This window comes from Candidatus Pantoea symbiotica, from assembly GCF_056491525.1.
On the sequence record NZ_JBSZHR010000002.1, the window covers coordinates 3,287,061 to 3,308,265 of the forward strand.

The 21,205-nt window shown below is 56.4% G+C and carries 15 protein-coding genes and 1 pseudogene; 3 read left to right on the plus strand and 13 right to left on the minus strand.

Translation table 11 applies throughout. The annotated features are described in order from the left end of the window. Window positions 1-78: 78 nt before the first annotated feature. The gene (gene prfC, locus ACXIZX_RS15740; RefSeq protein WP_061720497.1) at window positions 79-1,668 is read right to left on the minus strand and encodes a peptide chain release factor 3; all 1,590 of its coding nucleotides are present in this window, start codon (window positions 1,666-1,668) and stop codon (window positions 79-81) included. 260 nt (window positions 1,669-1,928) lie between these two features. Then, window positions 1,929-3,032 carry a M20 peptidase aminoacylase family protein gene (locus tag ACXIZX_RS15745; RefSeq protein WP_179452143.1) on the minus strand — a complete coding sequence of 368 codons (1,104 nt, stop codon included), beginning with the start codon at window positions 3,030-3,032 and terminating at the stop codon, window positions 1,929-1,931. Window positions 3,033-3,270: 238 nt separating this feature from the next. Here ACXIZX_RS15745 and ftnA point away from each other — a divergent pair, with 238 nt between their 5' ends. Then, window positions 3,271-3,777, plus strand: coding sequence for a non-heme ferritin (ftnA, locus tag ACXIZX_RS15750; RefSeq protein WP_008103301.1), 507 nt, complete (start codon window positions 3,271-3,273; stop codon window positions 3,775-3,777). A 102-nt stretch (window positions 3,778-3,879) separates the two neighbouring features. On the opposite strand, the gene ACXIZX_RS15755 is transcribed toward ftnA, so the two are convergent. The 5 genes from ACXIZX_RS15755 to olsF all read right to left on the minus strand — a co-directional run bounded on the left by ACXIZX_RS15755 (window position 3,880) and on the right by olsF (window position 12,721). Further along, window positions 3,880-6,723 carry an EAL domain-containing protein gene (locus ACXIZX_RS15755; RefSeq protein WP_479404503.1) on the minus strand — a complete coding sequence of 948 codons (2,844 nt, stop codon included), beginning with the start codon at window positions 6,721-6,723 and terminating at the stop codon, window positions 3,880-3,882. A 202-nt stretch (window positions 6,724-6,925) separates the two neighbouring features. Beyond that, on the minus strand, window positions 6,926-8,662 hold the full coding sequence (locus ACXIZX_RS15760) for an ABC transporter permease (RefSeq protein ID WP_479404504.1): 1,737 nt from the start codon (window positions 8,660-8,662) through the stop codon (window positions 6,926-6,928). A gap of 2 nt (window positions 8,663-8,664) precedes the next feature. Next, on the minus strand, window positions 8,665-9,654 hold the full coding sequence (locus ACXIZX_RS15765) for an ABC transporter substrate-binding protein (RefSeq protein WP_479404505.1): 990 nt from the start codon (window positions 9,652-9,654) through the stop codon (window positions 8,665-8,667). A gap of 24 nt (window positions 9,655-9,678) precedes the next feature. Beyond that, window positions 9,679-10,746, minus strand: a complete 1,068-nt coding sequence (locus tag ACXIZX_RS15770) for an ABC transporter ATP-binding protein (protein WP_479404506.1) — start codon at window positions 10,744-10,746, stop codon at window positions 9,679-9,681. A gap of 274 nt (window positions 10,747-11,020) precedes the next feature. After that, the gene (gene olsF, locus ACXIZX_RS15775) at window positions 11,021-12,721 is read right to left on the minus strand and encodes a bifunctional ornithine lipid synthase OlsF (RefSeq protein ID WP_479404885.1); all 1,701 of its coding nucleotides are present in this window, start codon (window positions 12,719-12,721) and stop codon (window positions 11,021-11,023) included. Window positions 12,722-12,942: 221 nt separating this feature from the next. On the opposite strand from olsF, the gene ACXIZX_RS15780 reads away from it, so the two are divergent. After that, the gene (locus ACXIZX_RS15780; RefSeq protein WP_286176251.1) at window positions 12,943-13,611 is read left to right on the plus strand and encodes a response regulator; all 669 of its coding nucleotides are present in this window, start codon (window positions 12,943-12,945) and stop codon (window positions 13,609-13,611) included. A 34-nt stretch (window positions 13,612-13,645) separates the two neighbouring features. On the opposite strand, the gene ACXIZX_RS15785 is transcribed toward ACXIZX_RS15780, so the two are convergent. The 6 genes from ACXIZX_RS15785 to ACXIZX_RS15810 form a co-directional block, all read right to left on the minus strand. After that, window positions 13,646-14,350 carry a proteasome-type protease gene (locus tag ACXIZX_RS15785; RefSeq protein WP_179452137.1) on the minus strand — a complete coding sequence of 235 codons (705 nt, stop codon included), beginning with the start codon at window positions 14,348-14,350 and terminating at the stop codon, window positions 13,646-13,648. A gap of 17 nt (window positions 14,351-14,367) precedes the next feature. After that, a complete protein-coding gene (locus ACXIZX_RS15790; RefSeq protein ID WP_061720490.1) occupies window positions 14,368-15,168 on the minus strand; it encodes a transglutaminase family protein in 801 nt (266 codons plus the stop codon). Then, window positions 15,165-16,094, minus strand: coding sequence for an alpha-E domain-containing protein (locus ACXIZX_RS15795; RefSeq protein WP_154155150.1), 930 nt, complete (start codon window positions 16,092-16,094; stop codon window positions 15,165-15,167). The genes ACXIZX_RS15790 and ACXIZX_RS15795 overlap by 4 nt, the downstream gene beginning before the upstream one ends. Continuing rightward, on the minus strand, window positions 16,088-17,527 hold the full coding sequence (locus tag ACXIZX_RS15800) for a circularly permuted type 2 ATP-grasp protein (protein ID WP_479404507.1): 1,440 nt from the start codon (window positions 17,525-17,527) through the stop codon (window positions 16,088-16,090). Before ACXIZX_RS15800 ends, ACXIZX_RS15795 begins: the two co-directional genes overlap by 7 nt. Window positions 17,528-17,637: 110 nt before the next feature. Continuing rightward, complete coding sequence (locus ACXIZX_RS15805; protein ID WP_179452136.1) at window positions 17,638-18,252, minus strand: cupin domain-containing protein; 615 nt, start codon at window positions 18,250-18,252, stop codon at window positions 17,638-17,640. A gap of 269 nt (window positions 18,253-18,521) precedes the next feature. Then, the gene (locus ACXIZX_RS15810) at window positions 18,522-19,403 is read right to left on the minus strand and encodes a flagellar motor protein MotB (RefSeq protein ID WP_238541696.1); all 882 of its coding nucleotides are present in this window, start codon (window positions 19,401-19,403) and stop codon (window positions 18,522-18,524) included. Between ACXIZX_RS15810 and ACXIZX_RS15815 the strand changes: the two are divergent. After that, a pseudogene (locus ACXIZX_RS15815) lies at window positions 19,396-21,108 on the plus strand (flagellar biosynthesis protein FlhA); the annotation flags it as partial. The gene ACXIZX_RS15810 and the pseudogene ACXIZX_RS15815 overlap by 8 nt on opposite strands. Window positions 21,109-21,205: the final 97 nt, after the last annotated feature.

Here is a 21,205-nt window from a genome sequence, read left to right on the forward strand (position 1 = left end):
AAAACAGCGGAATTAGGAGGAGTCTGTAACAAATAAAACAGGGCCAGTGAAAATCACAGGCCCTGCTGGCAACGCCGATTAGTGCTCGCGCGTTTTGCGGAATCGCACGTCAGGATAGCGTTCCTGGGTGATGTTGAGGTTTACCATGGTCGGCGCGATATACGTGAGGTTATCACCGCCATCGAGCGCCAGGTTCACTTCGTTTTTACGCTGGAAATCGTCGAATTTTTTCGCGTCATCACACTCAACCCAGCGAGCGGTTGAGACGTTAATGGCTTCGTAAATCGCCTCAACGTTGTATTCGCTTTTCAGGCGCGCAACGACTACTTCGAACTGCAGCACACCAACCGCGCCCACAATCAGATCGTTGTTATGCACCGGACGGAACACCTGCACCGCGCCCTCTTCCGACAGCTGAACCAGCCCTTTCAGCAGCTGTTTCTGCTTCAGCGGATCGCGCAGGCGAATACGACGGAACAGCTCTGGCGCGAAGTTCGGAATGCCGGTGAACTTCATGTTTTCACCTTGCGTAAAGGTGTCGCCAATCTGAATGGTGCCGTGGTTGTGCAGACCAATGATGTCGCCCGGATAGGCTTCTTCCACGTGCGAGCGGTCACCGGCCATAAAGGTCAGTGCATCGGAAATCACCACGTCTTTGCCGGTACGCACCTGACGCAGCTTCATGCCTTTTTCGTACTTACCAGATACCACACGCATAAAGGCCACGCGGTCGCGGTGTTTCGGGTCCATGTTTGCCTGGATCTTAAACACGAAGCCGCTGAATTTCTCTTCTTTCGCTTCCACCAGACGCGTGTCGGTGTTGCGTGGCATTGGGCGCGGCGCCCAGGAAACCAGGCCATCCAGCATGTGATCAACGCCGAAGTTACCCAGCGCGGTGCCGAAGAACACCGGCGTGAGTTCGCCGCTCAGGAACAGCTCCTGATCGAACTCGTGCGAGGCGCCCTGCACCAGCTCCAGCTCATCGCGCAACTGCTGTGCCAAATCTTCGCCCACCGCTGCGTCCAAATCGGGATTAGCCAAACCTTTAACGATGCGCACTTCCTGAATGGTGTGGCCTTTACCGGTTTGATACAGGTAAGTTTCGTCGTTGTAGAGGTGATAAACCCCTTTGAAATACTTGCCGCAGCCAATCGGCCAGGTAATAGGCGCGCAGGCGATCTTCAGCTCGCTCTCCACTTCATCCAGCAGCTCCATCGGATCGCGGATGTCACGGTCGAGTTTGTTCATAAAGGTAATGATTGGCGTATCGCGCAGGCGCGTGACTTCCATCAGCTTACGGGTACGATCTTCAACACCTTTCGCGGCGTCGATCACCATCAAACAGCAGTCAACCGCCGTCAGCGTACGGTAAGTATCTTCGGAGAAGTCTTCGTGTCCTGGGGTATCCAGCAGGTTCACGAGGCTGTCGCGATACGGGAACTGCATCACCGAGGTGGTGATGGAGATACCACGTTGTTTCTCCATCTCCATCCAGTCCGATTTCGCGTGCTGGTTGGAGCCGCGGCCTTTGACGGTACCGGCGGTTTGAATCGCCTGTCCGAACAGCAGCACTTTTTCGGTGATTGTGGTTTTACCGGCATCCGGATGCGAGATGATCGCAAAAGTACGGCGGCGCGCCACTTCTTCTAAAAAGGGAGCATTAGACATTGAGTGAATTCTTCTTCAAGGGCAACACGCGGGCGGCGCGCTGCGAATAAATCGTTTCGGGGTCATTCCGCAGGATAACGCGGCCAATGGCGACGCAGTGGCGTCAGTTCACAGCAAGAGGTGTGCGATCTACATTGGCGGCAGTTCCGATTATCCCGGCAGCATTGAGGCGGCATAGCATACAATATTTCACCGAAGGGGGAAATCGCCGCATAGTGTTGCCCTTGTAGGGCCGCCATTCATGGCGACCGACTCACATTTCAGCCCAACACCCGCACCACCGCCGCTTTAAAGATCTTCACGCCAATCTCCAGCGAGCTCAGCTCAAAGCGCATCTCAGGATGATGCAGGCCCGGCACCAGATTGGTTCCTAATCCCCAGAAACCGGCTTTCACCTGCGGATTTTTCACCGGATAATAGAAGAAATCTTCGCTGCCCGGCGTGGTTTTGGTATCCAGCAAACCTTCTTCACCCAGCACATCGACAATCGCCGCACGAATCACCGCCGTGGCCTCTTCATGAATTTCTGCTGCCGGCATCTCTTTCAGCACCACCACGTCAGCCGTGGCACCCAACGCCGCCACGCTGTGCTGAATCGCCAGCGTCACTTTCTCTTTCAGCACATCCATTGGCGCGTTTTCCTGCGAACGCAAATCCCATACCACGCGCGCCTCATCCGGCACCGAGTTGGTCACGCCCGCGTCGCACAGGAAGCGCGTGGCTTTCACGCTCCAGGTCAAACCCGGCGGCAGATGGATGGCGTTGACGGCCTGCACCGCTTGCACTGCCGCATCCAGCGCGTTAACGCCCAAATGCGGACGCGCTGCATGCGCCGGCGCGCCTTTGATGGTGGCTTCCAGCGTGCTGCAGGCGGAGTAGATCACCGCTGGCGTCGCCTGCCCAACATGGCACTCTTCCAGCGGACGCACATGGAAGCCGAGAATCATCTCCACATCCTCCAGCGCGCCGCCCTCAATCATCGCCAGCGCGCCGGCACCGAGTTCTTCCGCTGGCTGGAACAGCAGCTTCAGCCGCCCTTTCTTGATCGCGCCCTCTTTCAGCAGCTCTTGCGCCGCCGTTAGCACCACCGACGAATGGCCATCGTGGCCGCAGGTGTGACGCGCACACGCCACGCCGTCAATGATATGACCGAGCGCATCCATATCCGCACGCAGCGCCAGCACCGGACCGGGCACGCCGCTGTCGATTTCCGCCACGATTCCAGTGGTGTTATTGATGCCGCGCGTCACCTTAATTCCGGCGCTTTCCAGCTGATCGGCAATATAAGCAGAGGTTTTGAATTCCTGAAAACCCAGCTCGGGAATTTCATGCAGAAAATGGTAATGCTCTAAGACGTTCGACACCGCTAAGCTCCTGACAAGTAAAGGCAAGCCTCAGCATCGCCCGATGTGCAGCTATAATCAATCCAGCGTGAATGAAAATTAGTCAAAAGTGAGAACTCTTCGCATTCAACATGTGGAATAATTCCATTTACAATCAATAAGATAAATTCAACTTTTTTAAGGAAAGTCCTTCACAAAAAAGTATAGATTGATGCATAATTCGCCGTACTTCACCTGACAAATTAAAAAGGACTCAGCCATGTTAACTGCTGAAATGACCTCGCGTTTAAACGACCAACTGAACCTCGAATTCTTCTCTGCCAACCTGTATCTGCAGATGAGCGCCTGGTGCAGCGATAAAGGCTATGAAGGCGCCTCTTCATTCCTGAAAATGCATTCTCGTGAAGAGATGCAGCACATGCAGAAGCTGTTTGATTACGTCAGCGATGCCGGTGCTTTGCCGGTACTGGGCAGCATTGCGGCTCCGGCCATTAGCTGGACGTCACTGAACGACGTGCTGGAAGAAGCGCTGAAGCATGAGCAGCTGATCACCAAAAAAATCAACGAGCTGGTGCACACCGCATTGACCACGCAGGATTACTCAACCTTCAACTTCCTGCAGTGGTACGTTGCCGAGCAGCATGAAGAAGAGAAGCTGTTCAAAACTGTGCTGGATAAACTGGCGATGGTCGGCACCAAAGGCGAAGGCCTGTTCCTGGTGGATAAAGATCTCGGCCACATGTCTGTCGACGGCCACGGCGCATAATAATAAAGATTACACACAGCAAAACAGAGAACGCCCGACATGTCGGGCGTTTTTTGATGCATTTCGTAGGGTCGCCATTTATGGCGACCGAGACCAACGCATTTACTCCAACTCTTTCAAGCGCAATTCCGATGGCTGCGGACGGCCAAAGAAATAACCCTGGAACAGCGTACAACCCTCTTCACGCAGCTTGGCGTACTGCTCGCCGCTCTCCACGCCTTCGGCGGTGATCTGAATATCGAGGCTACGACTCATACCAGTAATGGCGCGGATAATCGCCAGCGCCTCGCGGCTGTCGCCCATATCGTTAATGAACGACTTGTCGATTTTGATCTTGTCGAACGGGAACGAACGCAAATAGCTAAGCGATGAGTAGCCGGTACCGAAATCATCCAGCGCAATTTGCACGCCAAGGGTTTTCAAACTTTGCAATGTGCGGATATTACCGAGCGTATCGTCCAGCAGCACCGATTCGGTGATCTCCACTTCCAGCCGATGCGGCGCCAGCCCCGATTCACGCAGCGCGCCTTCCACCACGGATACCAGCGAGCTGTTCTTAAACTGCAGCGGCGACAGGTTTACCGACACCGATTGTTCGGTGTTCCAGCTTTGCGCTTCGCGGCAGGCTTCGTACAGCGCGTAGGCGCCGAGCATATGAATCAAGCCGGTCTCTTCGGCGATCGGGATAAAATCGTTCGGCATAATCAGCCCTTTAATCGGGTGATGCCAGCGCATTAGCGCTTCATAGCCGATGATGCCCTTCTCGTCGGTGATCGGTTGATAATAGAGTTTGAGCTGACGACCGGAGATCGCATCACGCAGATCGTTCTCAATCACGCGACGACTGCGCGCCTGATCGTCCATTTCAATGGTGAAGTGTTCGAAGCGGTTGCGGCCATTACGTTTCGCTTCATACAGCGCCATATCGGCACAGCGCAGCATATGTTCCGGCGTGTTGGTGGCTTGCGAGGTGAGCGCGATACCGACGCTCAAGCCCACCGACAGGTTATGTCCTTCAACGTTAATCGGCGGACGGATTCCCTCGATCAGCCGCTGCGCCACCACCGCTGCTTCATCGGCAGAACGGACATTGGGCAGCACGATGGCAAACTCGTCGCCGCCAATACGCGCCAGCGTATCATGGTCGCGCAGCGCGCTGCGCAGGCGCTTCGCCACCACGCGCAGCAGGTCATCACCAATCTGGTGGCCGAGCGCATCGTTGACGTTTTTGAAGTTATCGAGATCGAGACACAGCGTGGCGCTGACCTGGTTATTCTGATTATCCACGCGCAGCGCTTCACTCAGTTTCTGGCGGAACAGCACGCGGTTCGGCAGGCTGGTGAGATTATCGTGATGCGCCATGTGACGGATGCGCGCATCGGCTTCGCGCTGGTCGGTCACGTCCTCGACAATCAGCATCACGTAGTTCTGACGCATATCTTTGCCGCTGATGGTGGTGGCACGCGTATGCAAAATACGCTCGCCGCCGGCGGTCAGCAGCAGCTGTTCGCGTGAGTGAATACCTTCGCTACGCAGCGCCACATCCGCCAGGCTGTTGAAGTAATCGCCCAGCTCCGCCGACATACATTCGTGCGGGCGTTTATGCATGATCAGCGCTTTATTGACGCCAAACAGCTGCTCGGCTTTGTCATTCACCATCAGGATTTCACGGCTGATGGCATCTTCCACAATCACGCACGATGGAATATTGCTGATGATGGTGTCGAGAAAGCCCGACAGCTCCGACATTTTCGCGCTCTGCGACTGCGCCAGATCGCGCGCGCGCAGCAGCTGCTGTTCGTTTTCACGGCGTTCGGTGATATCGCGGGTAATTTTGGCGAAACCGATCAGTTTGCCGCTCTCATCCCGGATTGCCTCAATGACGACATGCGCCCAAAAAGCCGAGCCATCTTTGCGGTAGCGCCAGCCCTCATCTTCGAAACGGCCGGTTTTCAACGCAATGCCGAGGTTGGCCTCGGGCGCGTTGGCATTACGTTCCGCTGAACTGTAAAACACGGAAAAGTGCTGGCCGACAATCTCGTCAGCCACATAACCTTTGGCGCGCTGCGCCCCGTTGTTCCAGTTCACCACGCGGCCCTGCACATCTAGCATATAAATGGCGTAATCGCGCACGCCTTCCACCAGCAGGCGGAAATTCTTCTCCTGCTCGTGCTGTTTACGCAGCAGCGCCTGCTGTTCGGTGCAGTCGCGGGTGATTTTGGCGTAACCGATCAGCTTGCCCGCATCATCGCGGATCGCGTCAATGATGACATGCGCCCAAAATGCGCTGCCATCTTTGCGGTAACGGTAGCCTTCGTCTTCGAAACGGCCGGTTTTAAAGGCGGTGGTGAGGTTTTTTTCCGGGATATGATTTAGTCGATCCTGCGCGCTGTAGAAGCGTGAGAAGTGCTGTCCAACGATCTCTTCGGCAACGTAGCCCTTCGCGCGCTGTGCGCCTACGTTCCAATTTTCAACGTTGCCGTCCAAATCGAGCATATAGATGGCGTAATCGCTAACGCCTTCCACCAGCATGCGGAAACGCTGTTCCTGTTCGCGCTGTTTGCGCTGTTGCTCCTGCTGCTCGGTGCAGTCGCGGGTGATTTTGGCAAAGCCCAGCAGCTCACCAAATTCATCGCGGATGGCGTCGATCACCACATGCGCCCAAAACGCGCTGCCATCTTTACGATAGCGCCAGCCTTCGGTTTCGAAGCGTCCGGTCGCCGTCGCCGTCGCCAGCCCGCGCTGCGGCGCGCCGTTTTTACGATCCTCTTCGCTGTAAAACAGCGCAAAATTCTTCCCCACGATTTCATCGGGCGTGTAGCCTTTGGCACGCTGCGCGCCGGCGTTCCAGTTCGCCACGGTGCCATCGGGTTTGAGCATGTAAATGGCGTAATCCACCACGCTCTGTACCAAAAGTCGGTACATGACGTCAGAGTTATTATTCATTGTTATTCGCCTATTGCTGGCCTGGTATCGTCGAGACTATTAAGAAAATTCTTAATTATCGTGCAGACTTAAGCGCAAATACGCAGCACTGACAAGCGCTATTCATCCACAGACAAATGTTGGTAGGTAAGTTATCGGCAGTGGCGAGAAAATGTTCAGCGGGATACTTCATAAATCATCATGCGTTGACGGCAGGCTGCCGTTACGCTTGCCACGGCAAAATGCCGTGCGGCAGGCGTCGGGTCAGGCGAGTCGCCAGCGCCATTAATAAGCACACCACCACAATCATCAGGCAACCGACCGCCGCCGCCAGCGAAGCGGATCCGCCTTCATCGAGGAACACGATGGTCGGTCCGATGGTTTGCGTTTGCGAGGTAACCAGCAATACCGAAACCTGGATTTCGTTTAGTGCGGTGAGAAACACCAGCACGCTGCCCGCCAGCGCGGACGGCGCCGCCAGCGGCAGCAAGATGTCGCGCATGCGGCGCAGAAAACCGGCGCCGCACAAGCGTGCGGCTTCATCGAGTGCCGGTTCCAGTTGGGCAAATCCGGCCAACGTGGGGCGCAGCACCAGCGCGAGGAAGTTCGCCAGATAGGCGGCGAGGATGATCCACACCGTGCCATACAGCGAAACGTTGACGATCGGCAGCGGACGCAGGAAGAACAACATTGCCGCCACGCCGGTGACAATGCCCGGCAGCGCATAGGTCAGTTCACTCGCCAGCCACAAACCGCGCACCAGTTTGGTACGCCGCCAGCTGAGGAAGTAGGCAAGAAACAGCGCGCAAACCGTCAAAATCAGCGCCGCCAACGTGGTCAATCCGAGGCTGGTGAGAAACGCGTGCCGCACCGCCGGATAACCCCACAAGGCGGCGCGGAAGTTCTCCAGCGTCAGCGTTTGCCAGCTGAGCGCCTGACCAAAACCGCTGGTGAGCGCGGTGATCAGCAGCGCGCTGAGCGGTAACAGCAAAGTTAGCGCCATCCACAGCCAGGCGACGCCTTCAATCGCCACACGCCCGCGCCCCAGCGATTGCTGCCACAAACGCGGCGCGCCGTTGACGCGCACATCATGGCGTCCTCCTAGCCAGGCGCTGGCCGCCATGCCCGCCAGCGTGATCACCGCAATCAATAACGCATATACCGCCGTGTTCGGCAGCGCGCCTGGGCCAATGCCATTCAGCTGCTGATACACCAGCGTGATCAGCGTGGGCACGCGTGCCGGAATCCCCAACATCGCCTGAATACCGAAGTTGCCCGCCGCCGCGACAAAGGTCAGCGCGGCTCCGGCAAAGATCGCCGGGCGCGCCAGCGGCAGCACAATGGTGAACAGGATGCGTGCGCGAGACGCCCCGCTGGCCTGCGCCGCTTCCACCAAATCGGCAGGCAAACGGCGCAGACCGGCGCGTACGGTGAGAAACACCAGCGGCGCATTGTGCGTACCAAGCAGCAGCACAATGCCGGTTAAGGAGTAAAGCGGCTGTTCGCCGGGCGCAAACCACGGCAATCCAAGCGTGGCGAACAGCAGCGCCAGCGGACTGCTCGGTGCCAGCGCCTGCAGCCAGGCCAGCGCAGTCACCTGCGGCGGAATCATCAGCGGCAGGATAAACGCAAACACCCACGCGGTTTTAGCGCGCAGATCGCTGAGCGCCACCAGCCATGCGGCGGCGGTGCCGAGCACCATGGAAATCAGGGTAGAACTGAGCGCGATGAGCAAAGTATTACCGCTGGCGATCAACACGCGATCGCTCGCCAGCAGGCGTGTTAAGCGCGCGATGTCCGGCACGCCATTGGGCGCGATGGCGGTCCACACCAGTCGCATCAATGGTGCCACCGACAGCAAACCAATCAGCAGCACCATCAGCGCCAGAATCAATCGTTCGCTGTTAACGCGCGGCGCTTTACGCGCCCCACTGCGCCATTCGTTGCTCAACACGCTCATATTTAGCCACCGAACAGCGCGGTGAACTGATCGCGCACGGCCGCATCTTCTTTGATCGCTTTCGCCACGTCCGGCGACAGCAGCTTGATTTTACTGATCGGGGTGAAGCCTTCCGGTGCTGAGACGCGATCGTCCACCGGGCGGTTGCCCTGTTCAACCACCAGCTTCTGGCCTTGCTCGGACAGCATAAAGTTGACGAAGGCTTTAGCGGCCGGCAGATTGTGCGCGGTTTTCATGATGGCAACCGGCTCGGTGACGTAGGAAACGCCTTCTTTCGGATAGACCAGATCCACCGGCGAACCCTTTTTCTTCGCCAGAATCACGTCGGCGTCGGTGATGATGCCGTACTTATCCAGCCCGCTGGCGACCGCTTTCAGCGCCGGGCCGTTGCCGCCCTGTGGCGCTACGCCGATGGCCGCCAGCTTCTTATAGAAGCTCCAGCCAATCGACGGCGTGTTGATATCGGTGTGCAGCTTGTAGAGCGCCGCGCCGGAGTAGAGCGGGCTTGGCACCGCGATCTGCCCTTTATTGGCTTCCACCGCCAGCGCGTTCCAGCTATCAATCGGCTGCGCGTGCTGGGTGTTGTAAGCAATCACCGTGGCGATGATTTTGGTGCCGAAGAAGGTTTTGTCTTTGTCGTAGAACGACGGATTGATGTGGCTGAGCGGCGCATCGCTGTAGCTGTAGAGATGATTTTCGTTTTTCAGCGCGCCAAGGTTGATGGCGTCGGCAATCAGCAGCACATCCGGCTTGGCTTCACCGCTCATCATTTCGGTGCGCAGCACGTTCATTAACTGCGTGGTGCCGTTGCGCGTCCACTCGACCTGCACATTGGGATAGGCGGCTTTAAAGGCATCCATGGTTTGCTGGGCAATTTCCGGTGCCTGCGAGGTGTAAACCACCAATTTTCCCGCCGGTGCCTCATCGGCAAGGCTGGCGGCAGAAACGAATAATCCACTGGCTAACATCAACACGTTGAACGACGTACGCATAGCATTTCCCTGAAGGTTTAAGAGTTAAGAAGGAAGAATCCAGCCGTCGCGCAGCGCCACACCGACAGTGGCGTCGACAGCGGGTAAAGGTTGATCGGCCAGCAGCAGCGTAATGCTGCATTCCGGCGCATCCAGCGGCGTGACATTGAGTTGATGGTGGCCGCCGCGATAAATCACCCGCTGCACGCGCGCGACAAACTGCGGTTCGACCGGCGCGGCTAAGTGGAAATCGGCTGCATGAAAACTGGCTTGCGCCTGCGGCTGCGGGCATTGATCCAGCGCGCAGCGTAGCGGCACGCGCAGGCCGCACAGCGTGGCAAAGGCGCGGCCATCGCCGAGCGGCTCGATATCGCTGATCGGCAGCACTTTGCCGTCGTCAATAAAGCGCGCGACCATCTCATTAGCCGGTTCACGCCACAGCGTTTGCGGCGTGGCGAACTGCATCACGCGGCCGGCATCCATCACCACGATGCGATCGGCCAGCGCCATCGCTTCATGCTGATCGTGGGTGATGTAGAGCAAGGTGGCGCGGCTGTGATGATGGAAGCGGCGAAACTCCTCTTCCATGGTGGCGCGCAGGTGGACATCGAGGTTGGCGAGCGGCTCATCGAGCAAAACCAGCGTTGGCTGCGCCACTAAACAACGCGCCAGCGCCACACGCTGACGCTGGCCGCCGGAGAGATCGGCAGGACGACGTGCGGCGAACGCTTCTAATCCCACTAGCTCCAGCGCCTGCTGCGTGCGGCGCTCGCGATCGGCACGCGCTACACCGTTGACTTTCAGGCTGTAGGAGACATTCTCCGCCACCGTCATATGCGGCCACAGCGCGTAGCTCTGGAACACCACGCCAAGCTGGCGATCTTCCGGCGGCAGATGCACGCCCGGCGCAGCGAAGCAGCGATCGCCAACGTGGATTTCTCCGGCATCGGCAATTTCAAATCCGGCCAGCAGGCGCAGCAAGGTGGTTTTGCCGCAGCCCGACGGCCCCAATACGGCGATGAATTCTCCCTGCGCAATCTGCAGCGAGATGTCTTGCAATACCGGCTGCGCCGCAAAGGATTTGCGCAGCCCGCGCAGTGTGATTGATGCCATGTTTCTGGCCTTTCGCTAACAGTCCGGCTAAGACCCTACGACACTGTGATGACGATTCCATGACATTGGGCCAGGTCGCCATAAATGGCGCCCCTACAAATGCATGCTTCAAACCAGGTCGCCATAAATGGCGACCCTACAAATGCTCGGGCCCCGTCGTAGGGTCGCCATTTATGGCGACCGATTCACACAATGCAACCAACCAGGTCGCCATAAATGGCGACCCTACAAATGCTGGGATCCCGTCGTAGGGTCGCCATTTATGGCGACCGATTCACAGGTGCATGCCGATATAGCGCTCATAACGCGCAGGCTTTACCCGTGTAAGATCCACCAGCACCAAACCATCGATACAGTTGTTGAAATCGGGATCGCTGCCGAAATCAATAAACTGCACGCCGCCCGGCTCGCACACCTCGGAATATTGCTTGTAGAGCGTCGGAATGGCGGTACCGAGATTCGCCAGCAGATGCTTCAACCGACGTAAATCTTCGCTGTAATTATCGCCGGTGAACTGCGCCAGCACTTCAGGCAGCGAAGCCGGATAAGGGCGGCGTGAGGTTGCCAGCGGCAGTTCGGTGGGGAAATACAGGCGATAGAACGCCACCAGCAGATCGCGCGCCGCCAGCGGCATGCCGCCCGAGATCGAGACCGGACCAAACAGATAGCGGGTTTCCGGATACCTGGCGATGTAGGCACCAATGCCCATCCACAAATAATCGAGGCCGCGTTTACCCCAATAGGCGGGCTGAATAAAACTGCGGCCCAGCTCCAGACCTTGATTGATGATCGGCAACATGCGCTCGTCGTAGTGGAACAGGCTATCGCTATAAATGCCTTCCAGGCCGCGGCGCTCCAGCTGCTCAGCGCCGGGAATAAAGCGATAGGCACCGACGATCTCCAGCGCATCGTCATCCCACAGAATCAGGTGATAGTAATCGTCATCATATTTGTCGAGGTCGCGACGACGCCCGCTGCCCTCGCCTACTGCGCGAAACGCCACTTCGCGTAAACGTCCAAGCTCACGCAGCAACGGCACCCAACTGGCGCCGTTACGTCGCCACAGGTAGATCTGCTTGCCATCCGGCAGCGTGCCGAGTCGCTCGCTCTCCATCAGCGCTTTTTTCAGCTCGGCGCGATCTTCCGGGCGTGCAATCGCCGCTTCGGTCTGGAACAGGCCGCGCCGCCCTTGTCCAATGCGATAAAGATGTTTGCGCAGCCGCTTCGCCAGCTCTTTGCCCGGCGTGTGGCCATCATGCCAGTTGGCAAACGGGATCTGCTCGCCGATGTGCAGCTTGATGCGCGCACCGCGCTGACGAAACATTTCGCGCACCAACATCAGTAACGCCAGCGGCGAGGCAATTTTGGCAGCGGCGTAGAACGCCAGGCTGTTTCGCCCCACCACATGCACCGGCACGATCGGCGCGCGAGCGCGGGCGGCGAGACGTAAGAAGCTGTGATGCCAGTGACGATCGCGCACGCCACGGCTGGAAAGCCGCGACACTTCGCCCGCCGGGAAGATGATCAGTACGCCCTGATTATCGAGATGCTGCTGCATGTGCGTCAGCTGTTCGCGGCTGGTGCGGTTGCCCATGTTATCCACCGGCAGCATCATGTTGTTGATCGGTTCCAGCATCATCAACATGCGGTTGGCAACAATTTTCACATCGCGCCGCACCTGCGAAACCGCCGCCAGCAGCGCCAGGCCGTCCAGCGCACCGAGCGGATGATTAGCAACAATCACCACCGGGCCGCGCGTTGGGATCTGCTCTAAATCGCGTTCGCTCAGTTCACAACGCACATCCAGGTGCTCCAGCACTTGCTCCACCATATCCACGCCTTTGAGATGGCGATAGCGGGCGGCAAACGCCTGGAATTCATGTTCGCGAACCGCCCATTTCAGGGCTCTTTTCTGCCAGTTCGCCGGTTGATGGCCAGGCCAGTAAGTATCGAGAAGCTGATCAACTGAAAACATCATTCACCTTTTATGCGCAGCGGTTTATCGCCTCGACGTTAAAACGGCTTGTTTTCAGATTTATGACTGCCGCCCAGTAAGAATGGATAAATCAGCAAGGCGCATTGTTCTAACGCATAAAAACCATCGATTGATCTTAAAAGGAGAAATTCAAGACATGGCTTAAATCTTAATGTTAAGCCCCGTGAATTAATCTGGTCACACCTCTGGTTGTGTTTTTTATGAGTGTTTTAACCCTTGGGTTTTTTCTTTTTTTCTGGGCTACACATATGATTCATTCGGTATTTATTGTTGATGACCATCCGCTAATCTGTGCGGGTATTCAGGCACTATTAGATTCTTATCACTATGCAATTGTCGGCATTGCGCAGAAAGGAGATTTACTGATTACCGAGTTACACCAAATGCGTCCGGACGTTTTACTGCTTGATCTCACCATGCCCGGTCGTGCCGGTATTCCGCTGATTGCGGATATCAAGCGCGCGATGCCAGAACAGAAAATCATCGTATTTACTGCGTCAGAAAGCCTTTTTTATCAACGATGTTGCTTGCAATTAGGCGTTGAAGGTTATGTCTACAAGCGCGGGAATTTAGACACGCTGATTACCGCAATAAAAGAAGTGGAACACGGCAAACGTTTTTATCCCGTAACCCATGCCGCTGCTGATGCCGGCGAATTGATTGAAAGCGAGAAATTGATGAGCCTGACGCGACGTGAATTGATTGTTTTAGTCAAACTCGCGTCGGGAATGAGTAATAAAGAGATCGCTTCACAATTGCAGCTCAGCAGTAAAACTGTGAGTACCTATAAAATAAAAATCCTGCGCAAATTAGGATTGAAAGGGATTAGCGGAATTAATATGACTGCGAAGATGAATGAGTTGGTGTGAATGGGCAGGTCGCCATTAATGGCGACCCTACTGATTAGAGCTTTAACGGCGGCAGCTGTGAAAAGACACTTAACAGGCCTTTACTCCACAACTGACGGATCTGTGAAAAATAGGGATGCTGTTCGGTGATGTGATATTGCTCGCTGTCGCTAAAACTGTCGGTGCGATAGACCATCACATCCAGCGGCAAGCCCACCGAAATATTACTCGCCAGCGTCGAATCCATCGAAATCAACGCGCACTGCATCGCCTGACTCAGCGGCGTTTCGTAACGCAGCACGCGGTCAATGATCGGTTTACCGTACTTGCTTTCACCAATCTGAAAATACGGTGTATCGACGCTGGCTTCGATGAAGTTGCCCTGCGGATAGATCTGGAACAGTCGCGGTTCTTCGCCGCGAATCTGCCCGCCCAGCAGCAGCGTGCCGCCAAACTCTTCGCCATCGCGCTTGATCACCTCGCGCAGCGTTTCGCCCACCATCAGCGCAATGTCATACAGCGATCGTCCATTCAGCAAATTCGGTTGATCGCTATCGCCGTTGTTGCGTCGCAGCAGGCTCAGCACGCTCTGCGTGGTGGCCAGATTGCCCGCGCTTTGCAGCACCAGCGTGCGTTCATCATCGACCTGAAACACATGCAGTTTACGGAAGGAGGAAATATGATCGACGCCCGCATTGGTGCGTGAATCGGATACAAAAATCATCCCTGACGATAAACGCATTGCCACACAATAAGTCATAGTCACGCCTGTTCTGATTACTGCTGCGCATGCACCTGAAGCACCGCAGCCACCGCCAGCATATCTTCACCGCCGCCGCCCAGCCGCATACCGCGCACCGGACACGCATCGAGATAATCCACGCCGACCGCCAGGCGTAAATGCTGGCGCGTGCTGCGAGTATTATTGGTGATATCAAAGCTGTGCCAACTGCCATCCAGCCAGGCTTCAACCCAGGCGTGAGTGGCGACGTGCTCAACGTTTTCAGTATAGAGATAGCCGCTCACATAGCGCGCCGGAATCCCTAAACTACGACAGCAGGCGAGAAACACGTGACTGTGATCCTGGCAAACGCCGCTGCCGGCGGCAAATACTTTCGTGGCGGCATCAGTGACCAGAGTGCTGCCGGGACGATACGGCATCTTCAGCAGCAGTTCGTCCATGAGTTTTTCCAGGCTAGTCAGCGGTTTTTCCGGTCGCCAGTAGCGCTTAGCGAACTCACGGATCTCACCGTCAGGCTGCGTCAGCGGCGACGAGCGCAGAAACACCAACGGCGACAATAACGATTCCGGATCGGGCGCCCATTCGCCATCATCAAGGATCTCCACCACACCACGCGCGGCGATATCCAACTGCTGATGCGGCGTGTCCAGCGTCAGCACATGCATCACATTGCCGTAGGCATCCTGGGTGCAGGTGGCTTCACACGGCAGCTCGAGATCCCACGAGATTATCTGCTGATGCACCGAATTTTGCGGCGTCAGGCGCAGATATTGGGTGCTGAGTGTCACCTGATGTTCATAGGCGTAACGGGTTTTATGCTCGATGTTCAGTCTCATTTCGCCTCCAGATAGGTGTGATTGATGCTCTCTGCCAGCGCATTCAGGCGCGTCAGGAATTCATTGAGCCAGTGATACAAGCCTTCCTGAGTCAGGCTTTCCCAGGTACTGAAGCGCATCTCGGCCAGCAGCACGGTGATCAAATAGCGCGGGCGATCTTCGCCGCTGCTGCCGATGTTCTCTAACTGCGTGGCGATTTCATCAATACAGGAGTGCAGCGAGCGCGGACTTTCGCTGCGCAGGATCAGCATCTCATTGACCAGATCGGGCAACAGCTGCTGCTTGAAGATGGCGTTGTAAGCTTCACGCGCCGATACCGCGCGCAATAAGGTGTCGAGGCAATAATATTCGCGTACCGAATCCGACTGCTGCTCCAGCAATTGCTGATTCACGCTCAGTAAACGCGCGGTGCCGTCGCTGCGCTCCATCAAGGTGCCGATACGGATAAAACTCATCGCATCGCCGCGCAGCAAGGTGCCGAACATCGCGCCACGAAACAGGTGCGAGCGCTCTTTCACCCAATCGAAAAAGGTGTCGGCGTTAGCGCTGGTAATGCCGCGCCGCCGGGTGTTGCGCATCTCAATCCACGTCGAGTTGATGCTCTCCCAAACTTCCGACGACAAACTGCCGCGTACCGCATGCGCGTTGTTCCACGCCTCCTGCCAGCAGCTAAAAATGCTGCACGGATTGCGGTCGTCGAGGGCGAAGAAGTTGAATAACTGCGGCATGGTGAAGCGGCCATTCAGGGTTTCAAACAGTTCACGCGTGCCGGTGAGATTGAGCGGCAGCAGCAGCTCATCGCCCTGGCTGCCGCGCACCGGCATTAATGACAAACGGTTGGTCACGTCCAACACGCGTGCGAGTTGTTCTGCGCGTTCGAGATAGCGCGCCATCCAATAGAGGCCACTGGCCGTGCGGCTTAGCATGATGCGTCATCCTCCAGAACCCACGTGTCCTTGGTGCCGCCGCCCTGCGACGAGTTCACCACCAGCGAACCTTCGTTCAACGCCACGCGGGTTAAGCCGCCGGGCACCAGACGAATATCCGCGCCGCACAGCGCAAACGGACGCAGATCGATATGGCGTGGCGCGAGGCCGTTGTCGATAAAAGTCGGGCAAGTCGAGAGCGACAGCGTGTCCTGCGCGATGTAATTTTCCGGTCGCGCTTTGAGGCGATCGCGGAAATCACTCAGCTCGTGCTGGCTCGCCACCGGCCCAATCAACATGCCGTAACCGCCTGCGCCGTGTACCTCTTTCACCACCATTTTCGCCAGATTGGCGAGTACATAGGTGAGATCCTGCGGTTTGCGGCATTGCCAGGTCGGCACGTTATTGAGGATCGGATCCTCGTCGAGGTAGAAGCGGATCATGTCCGGCACATACGGGTAGATCGATTTGTCATCGGCGACGCCGGTGCCGATCGCGTTCGCCAGCACCACGTTGCCAGATCGATATACCGATAATAAGCCCGGCACGCCGAGCATCGAATCCGGGCGGAACGCCAGTGGATCGAGGAAGGCATCATCCACGCGACGATAGATCACATCGACTTTGCACGGTCCGGCGGTGGTACGCATCATCACCGCGCCATCTTTCACAAACAGATCGGCGCTCTCCACCAGCTCAACGCCCATCTGCTGCGCAAGGAAGCTGTGTTCAAAATAGGCGCTGTTAAAGCGGCCCGGCGTCAGCACTACCACCACCGGATCGTTGACCGGCGAGCTTTCCCGCAGGGTTTGCAGCAGATGCGAGGGATAGCGCTCAACCGGCGCGATGTGCTGCCCGGCGAACAACTCCGGATAAAGGCGCATCATCATCTTGCGGTTCTCCAGCATGTAGGAGACGCCAGACGGCGTGCGCAGATTGTCCTCCAGCACGTAATATTCGCCATCGTTATTGCGCACCATATCCACGCCGACAATGTGCGCGTAGATGTTGCGGTGCAGATCGACGCCTTGCATACAGGGCTGATATTGATCGTTCACCAGCACCTGTTCGGCAGGCACGATGCCCGCTTTGAGGATCAGTTGCTGATGATAGATGTCGTGCAGGAAGGCGTTGAGGGCCTGCACGCGCTGGCGAATGCCGCGATCGAGCATTGCCCACTCGCTGGCAGGAATAATGCGCGGCACGCTGTCGAAAGGAATTAAACGTTCCGCGCCGCCATCATCACCGTAAACGTTGAAAGTAATACCGACGCGATGAAACAGCAGTTCCGCCTCTTCACGCTTACGCGCCACTGCCTCTTTGTCCGCCTGTTGTAACCATTCCCAGTATTGCTGGTAGTGAGCGCGGTGTTGGCCATCGCTCAGCAACATCTCATCATAGAAGTGCGATGCTATCTGGTAGCTTTCTTTCATGATTTACCCGGCGCTTGTCTAGAGATATATCTCTCCTGCACAAACTGTGCCAGAGGCTTGCCCCCGGCATGCCACACGCGCCGCGTCGATGGAAATGGCTGTTTTGCACTTTACTGGTGCATCAGCTGCTGCGCGATTGGCAGCCAGATCTCCGTCATCGCGCCTTCGCCACCGGTAAAGGGATCGCGGTGCGGCAGTGGAACATGCTGGATCTTCTCCTTCGACGCACGTAAACGCGACGGCTCATCACGCACGGTTTCCGGCGACATGCCTTCAGGATAGGCGCCAACGGTGAAAAAATCCTCTGAGGCAAACACCTGTTTGTGGCCGACGCCTGCGGGGATCAGCACCGCATCGCCTTCACGTAATGTCACCATGCGGCCGCTGTCGCCGCCAAACAGTACTTCCGCCCAACCGGCAGCCACGCCCAGCACTTCATGGGTGTTCGGATGATAATGCGTATACGGGAAGATCGGCGCACGCCACGCGGCGGGCCAACCGTTGCGGGTAAAGGTTTTTTCAAACCATGCCGCACTGTCTTCGGTTGGATTTTCAGCGTCATAAGGCACAATGCCGGGCCAGATAATTAGCGGTAGCGGATTATTAGGCACGCCGCCGGACGGCAGCGACAGCATCAAATGTTGCGGATTGCTGGAGGATCCAGCGGAAAAGGTGCCGGCGGCGAAAGACATCAGTAACAGCAGGCTGGAGTGGTTGGCAGTCATACTCTTTCTCCGGTTAATCACGATGCTTAATTGTGGCTTACCAAAGCGGCATTGCAATGTGCGCCCGGCGACAAAATTCACAAAAAAGAATGATTTAGCTAACTAAAGTCAAATTTATTGGCAACATAATTAACATCGCGTGCGGGGGATTGATGGTCGCCATAAATGGCGCCCCTACGGTGGATCGCTGCACAAATTTCAAACGAAAAAAAACCGGTGGATTTCGCCACCGGCCGAATCAAAAAAAGCGATTCAAAGGCACTGACAGGTTATCGCAGGCGCTCAGCGATGGGTTTCACAACGTTCTCCCCTTCGCGGCCATAAAATTGGAATAAGGTTTCTGCAGCGGCATCGGTTAACACCAGAATTTCGATGCGGCGATTGCGCGCACTCATTGCATCTTCTCTATCCAGCGGCATACGTGAGGCCATTGCATTAACCTGCAACACGCGCTCACTCTCCAGCCCACCACGCTCCAGCGCTCGGCGCGCCGCCAGTGCGCGATCACCGGACAGATTCCAGTTGTTGTAGGCGGCATTGCCGCTGTATTGCGCGGCATCGGTATGCCCGCTGATCATGATTTTGTTATCGATGCGGTTAAACACCGGGCCGAGTTCGGTCAGCAATTTCTGGAAATAAGGCGTCAACACCGCACTGCCGCGTGGAAACATCATGCGCGATTGATCGTCCTGCACCAGGATGCGCAGGCCTTGCGGCAGGGTTTCCAGTGACAGTACATCCTGGGCGTTATAGCTTTTGATGATGTGTTGAATCTGCTGGTACAGTTTCGCCAGCTCAGCATCGGAGCGTGACAGCACGCTATCGAGATGTTCCTGCGGTTTGCCGCCCGATTGCAGCATTTCACCGGCTTTGGCGGTTTCTTCCGCTTTGCTTAGTTCCAGCGTGTCGCCAATCAGCGCATCACTCTTGCCGCCGTGTTGCTCAAACGGGTTGAACGCCGCGCCATCAAAAATTGATGCACCATTCAATTGGGCGACGATCTCTTTACGCTCTTCGACACTCACCGACGCGGTAATCCACAGCACCATAAACAGCGCCATCATCGCCAGGGTGAAGTCGGCAAAAGCAACTTTCCACGCGCCACCGTGATGGCTGTGATTCGCCCTCTTAGCGGCACGTTTGATGATCAACTTCGTGGTGGTGACCAAAGGCGCAGAGCGTATCTCGGAAGTATCAGCGCGCTTTACGCTGGATGCGTTGCCCGGCAAGCAGATGGCGATCGATGCCGATCTCAATGCCGGCTTACTCAATCAGGAACAGGCCGGCCTGCGCCGTAAAGATGTGGCGAACGAGGCCGACTTCTACGGGGCAATGGATGGCGCATCTAAGTTCGTGCGTGGTGATGCCATCGCCGGGATCATGATCCTGCTGATCAACGTGATTGGCGGTATTTTGATTGGTGTGTTCAAGCACGGTTTGCCGGCAGGACAAGCGTTTGAACAGTATGTGTTGCTGACCATTGGTGATGGTTTAGTCGCGCAGATTCCATCGTTACTGCTTTCAACTGCGGCGGCGATTATCGTTACGCGCATCAGCGATGGTGCGGACATGGGCGATGACATTAAGTCTCAGCTGCTGGCAAAGCCGGGAACGCTTTATACCGCAGCAGCCGTCATGTTTGTGCTGGCGATCGTGCCTGGCATGCCACATACGGTGTTTCTGCTGTTCGCCGGTCTGCTGCTGTTCTCCGCCTGGCGTCAGGGCCGTGGAATAAAAGCACCGACCAAAGATCACAACGACATGGATGCCATCCAGCAGGCGCTGGCGCAACCGGAAGATCAGCTGGCAATTGGCTGGGATAATATTCCGATGGTGGAGCCCATTGGCCTGAATCTCGGCTATAAGCTGGTGACGTTGGTGGATAAAGGTAAAGGTGCGCCGCTGACTCAACGGATGCGCGGCGTGCGGCAAGTGGTGTCTGAAACCAGCGGCGTGCTGCTGCCGGAGATCGCCCTGCGTGAGGATTTCCATCTCAAGCCCGCGCAGTATGCAATCAAGATCAACGGTGTACGTACCGCTGTGGGTGAAGTGCATGCCGATCGCCTGATGGCGATCCCCACGCCTGAACAGTATGGCGAGATCGATGGCGTGCTGGATATCGATCCGGCTTACAACATGACGGTGACGTGGATCCTGCCCGAGCAGAAGGCGAAGGCACTTAATTTGGGTTATCAGGTAGTGGATTGCGCCAGCGTGGTAGCAACGCATGTCAATAAAGTGGTGCGCGAGAATCTGCCAGAGTTGTTCAATTATGACGACATCACGCAGCTGCATCAAAGATTGGCGAGCGTGGCACCAAAACTGTCCGACGATCTTAATGCGGCAGTGAATTACAGTTTGCAGCTGAAAGTCTATCGTTTACTGCTCAATGATCAGGTGTCGCTGAAAGACATCACCACCATCGCCACCACCTTGCTGGAAAGCGCGTCGATCACCAAAGATCCGATCCTGCTCTCTTCCGATGTGCGCTTCGCCTTGCGCCGTGCGATGGTGGCGGCGATTGCGCCAGACAATAAACCGCTGTCGGCGTATACGCTGGAGAACAGTCTTGAGAACCTGCTGCTGGCGGCGCTGAATCAGGCGCAGCAAGCCGGCAAAGTGGCGCTGGATAGCTTCCCGGTGGATCCGAATATCCTGACGCAGCTACAAAGCACGCTGCCGGTGATGATGGAGCAGCTGAAAGCGCAGAACCTGACGCAAGTGCTGCTGGTGACGCCGCAGCTGCGTCCGCTGATCGCGCGCTACGCACGTCTGTTTGCAAACGGGCTGAATGTGCTGTCGTATAACGAAGTTCCGGATGATGCGAATTTGCAGATTGTGGGGCAGGTAAGTTAGTAAATGCCTGACCGTTGCATTTTTCGGTCACCATAAATGGCGACCCTACTCATGTTTGATACGGTTTTTGTAGGGTGCGCATTCATGCGCACCTCAA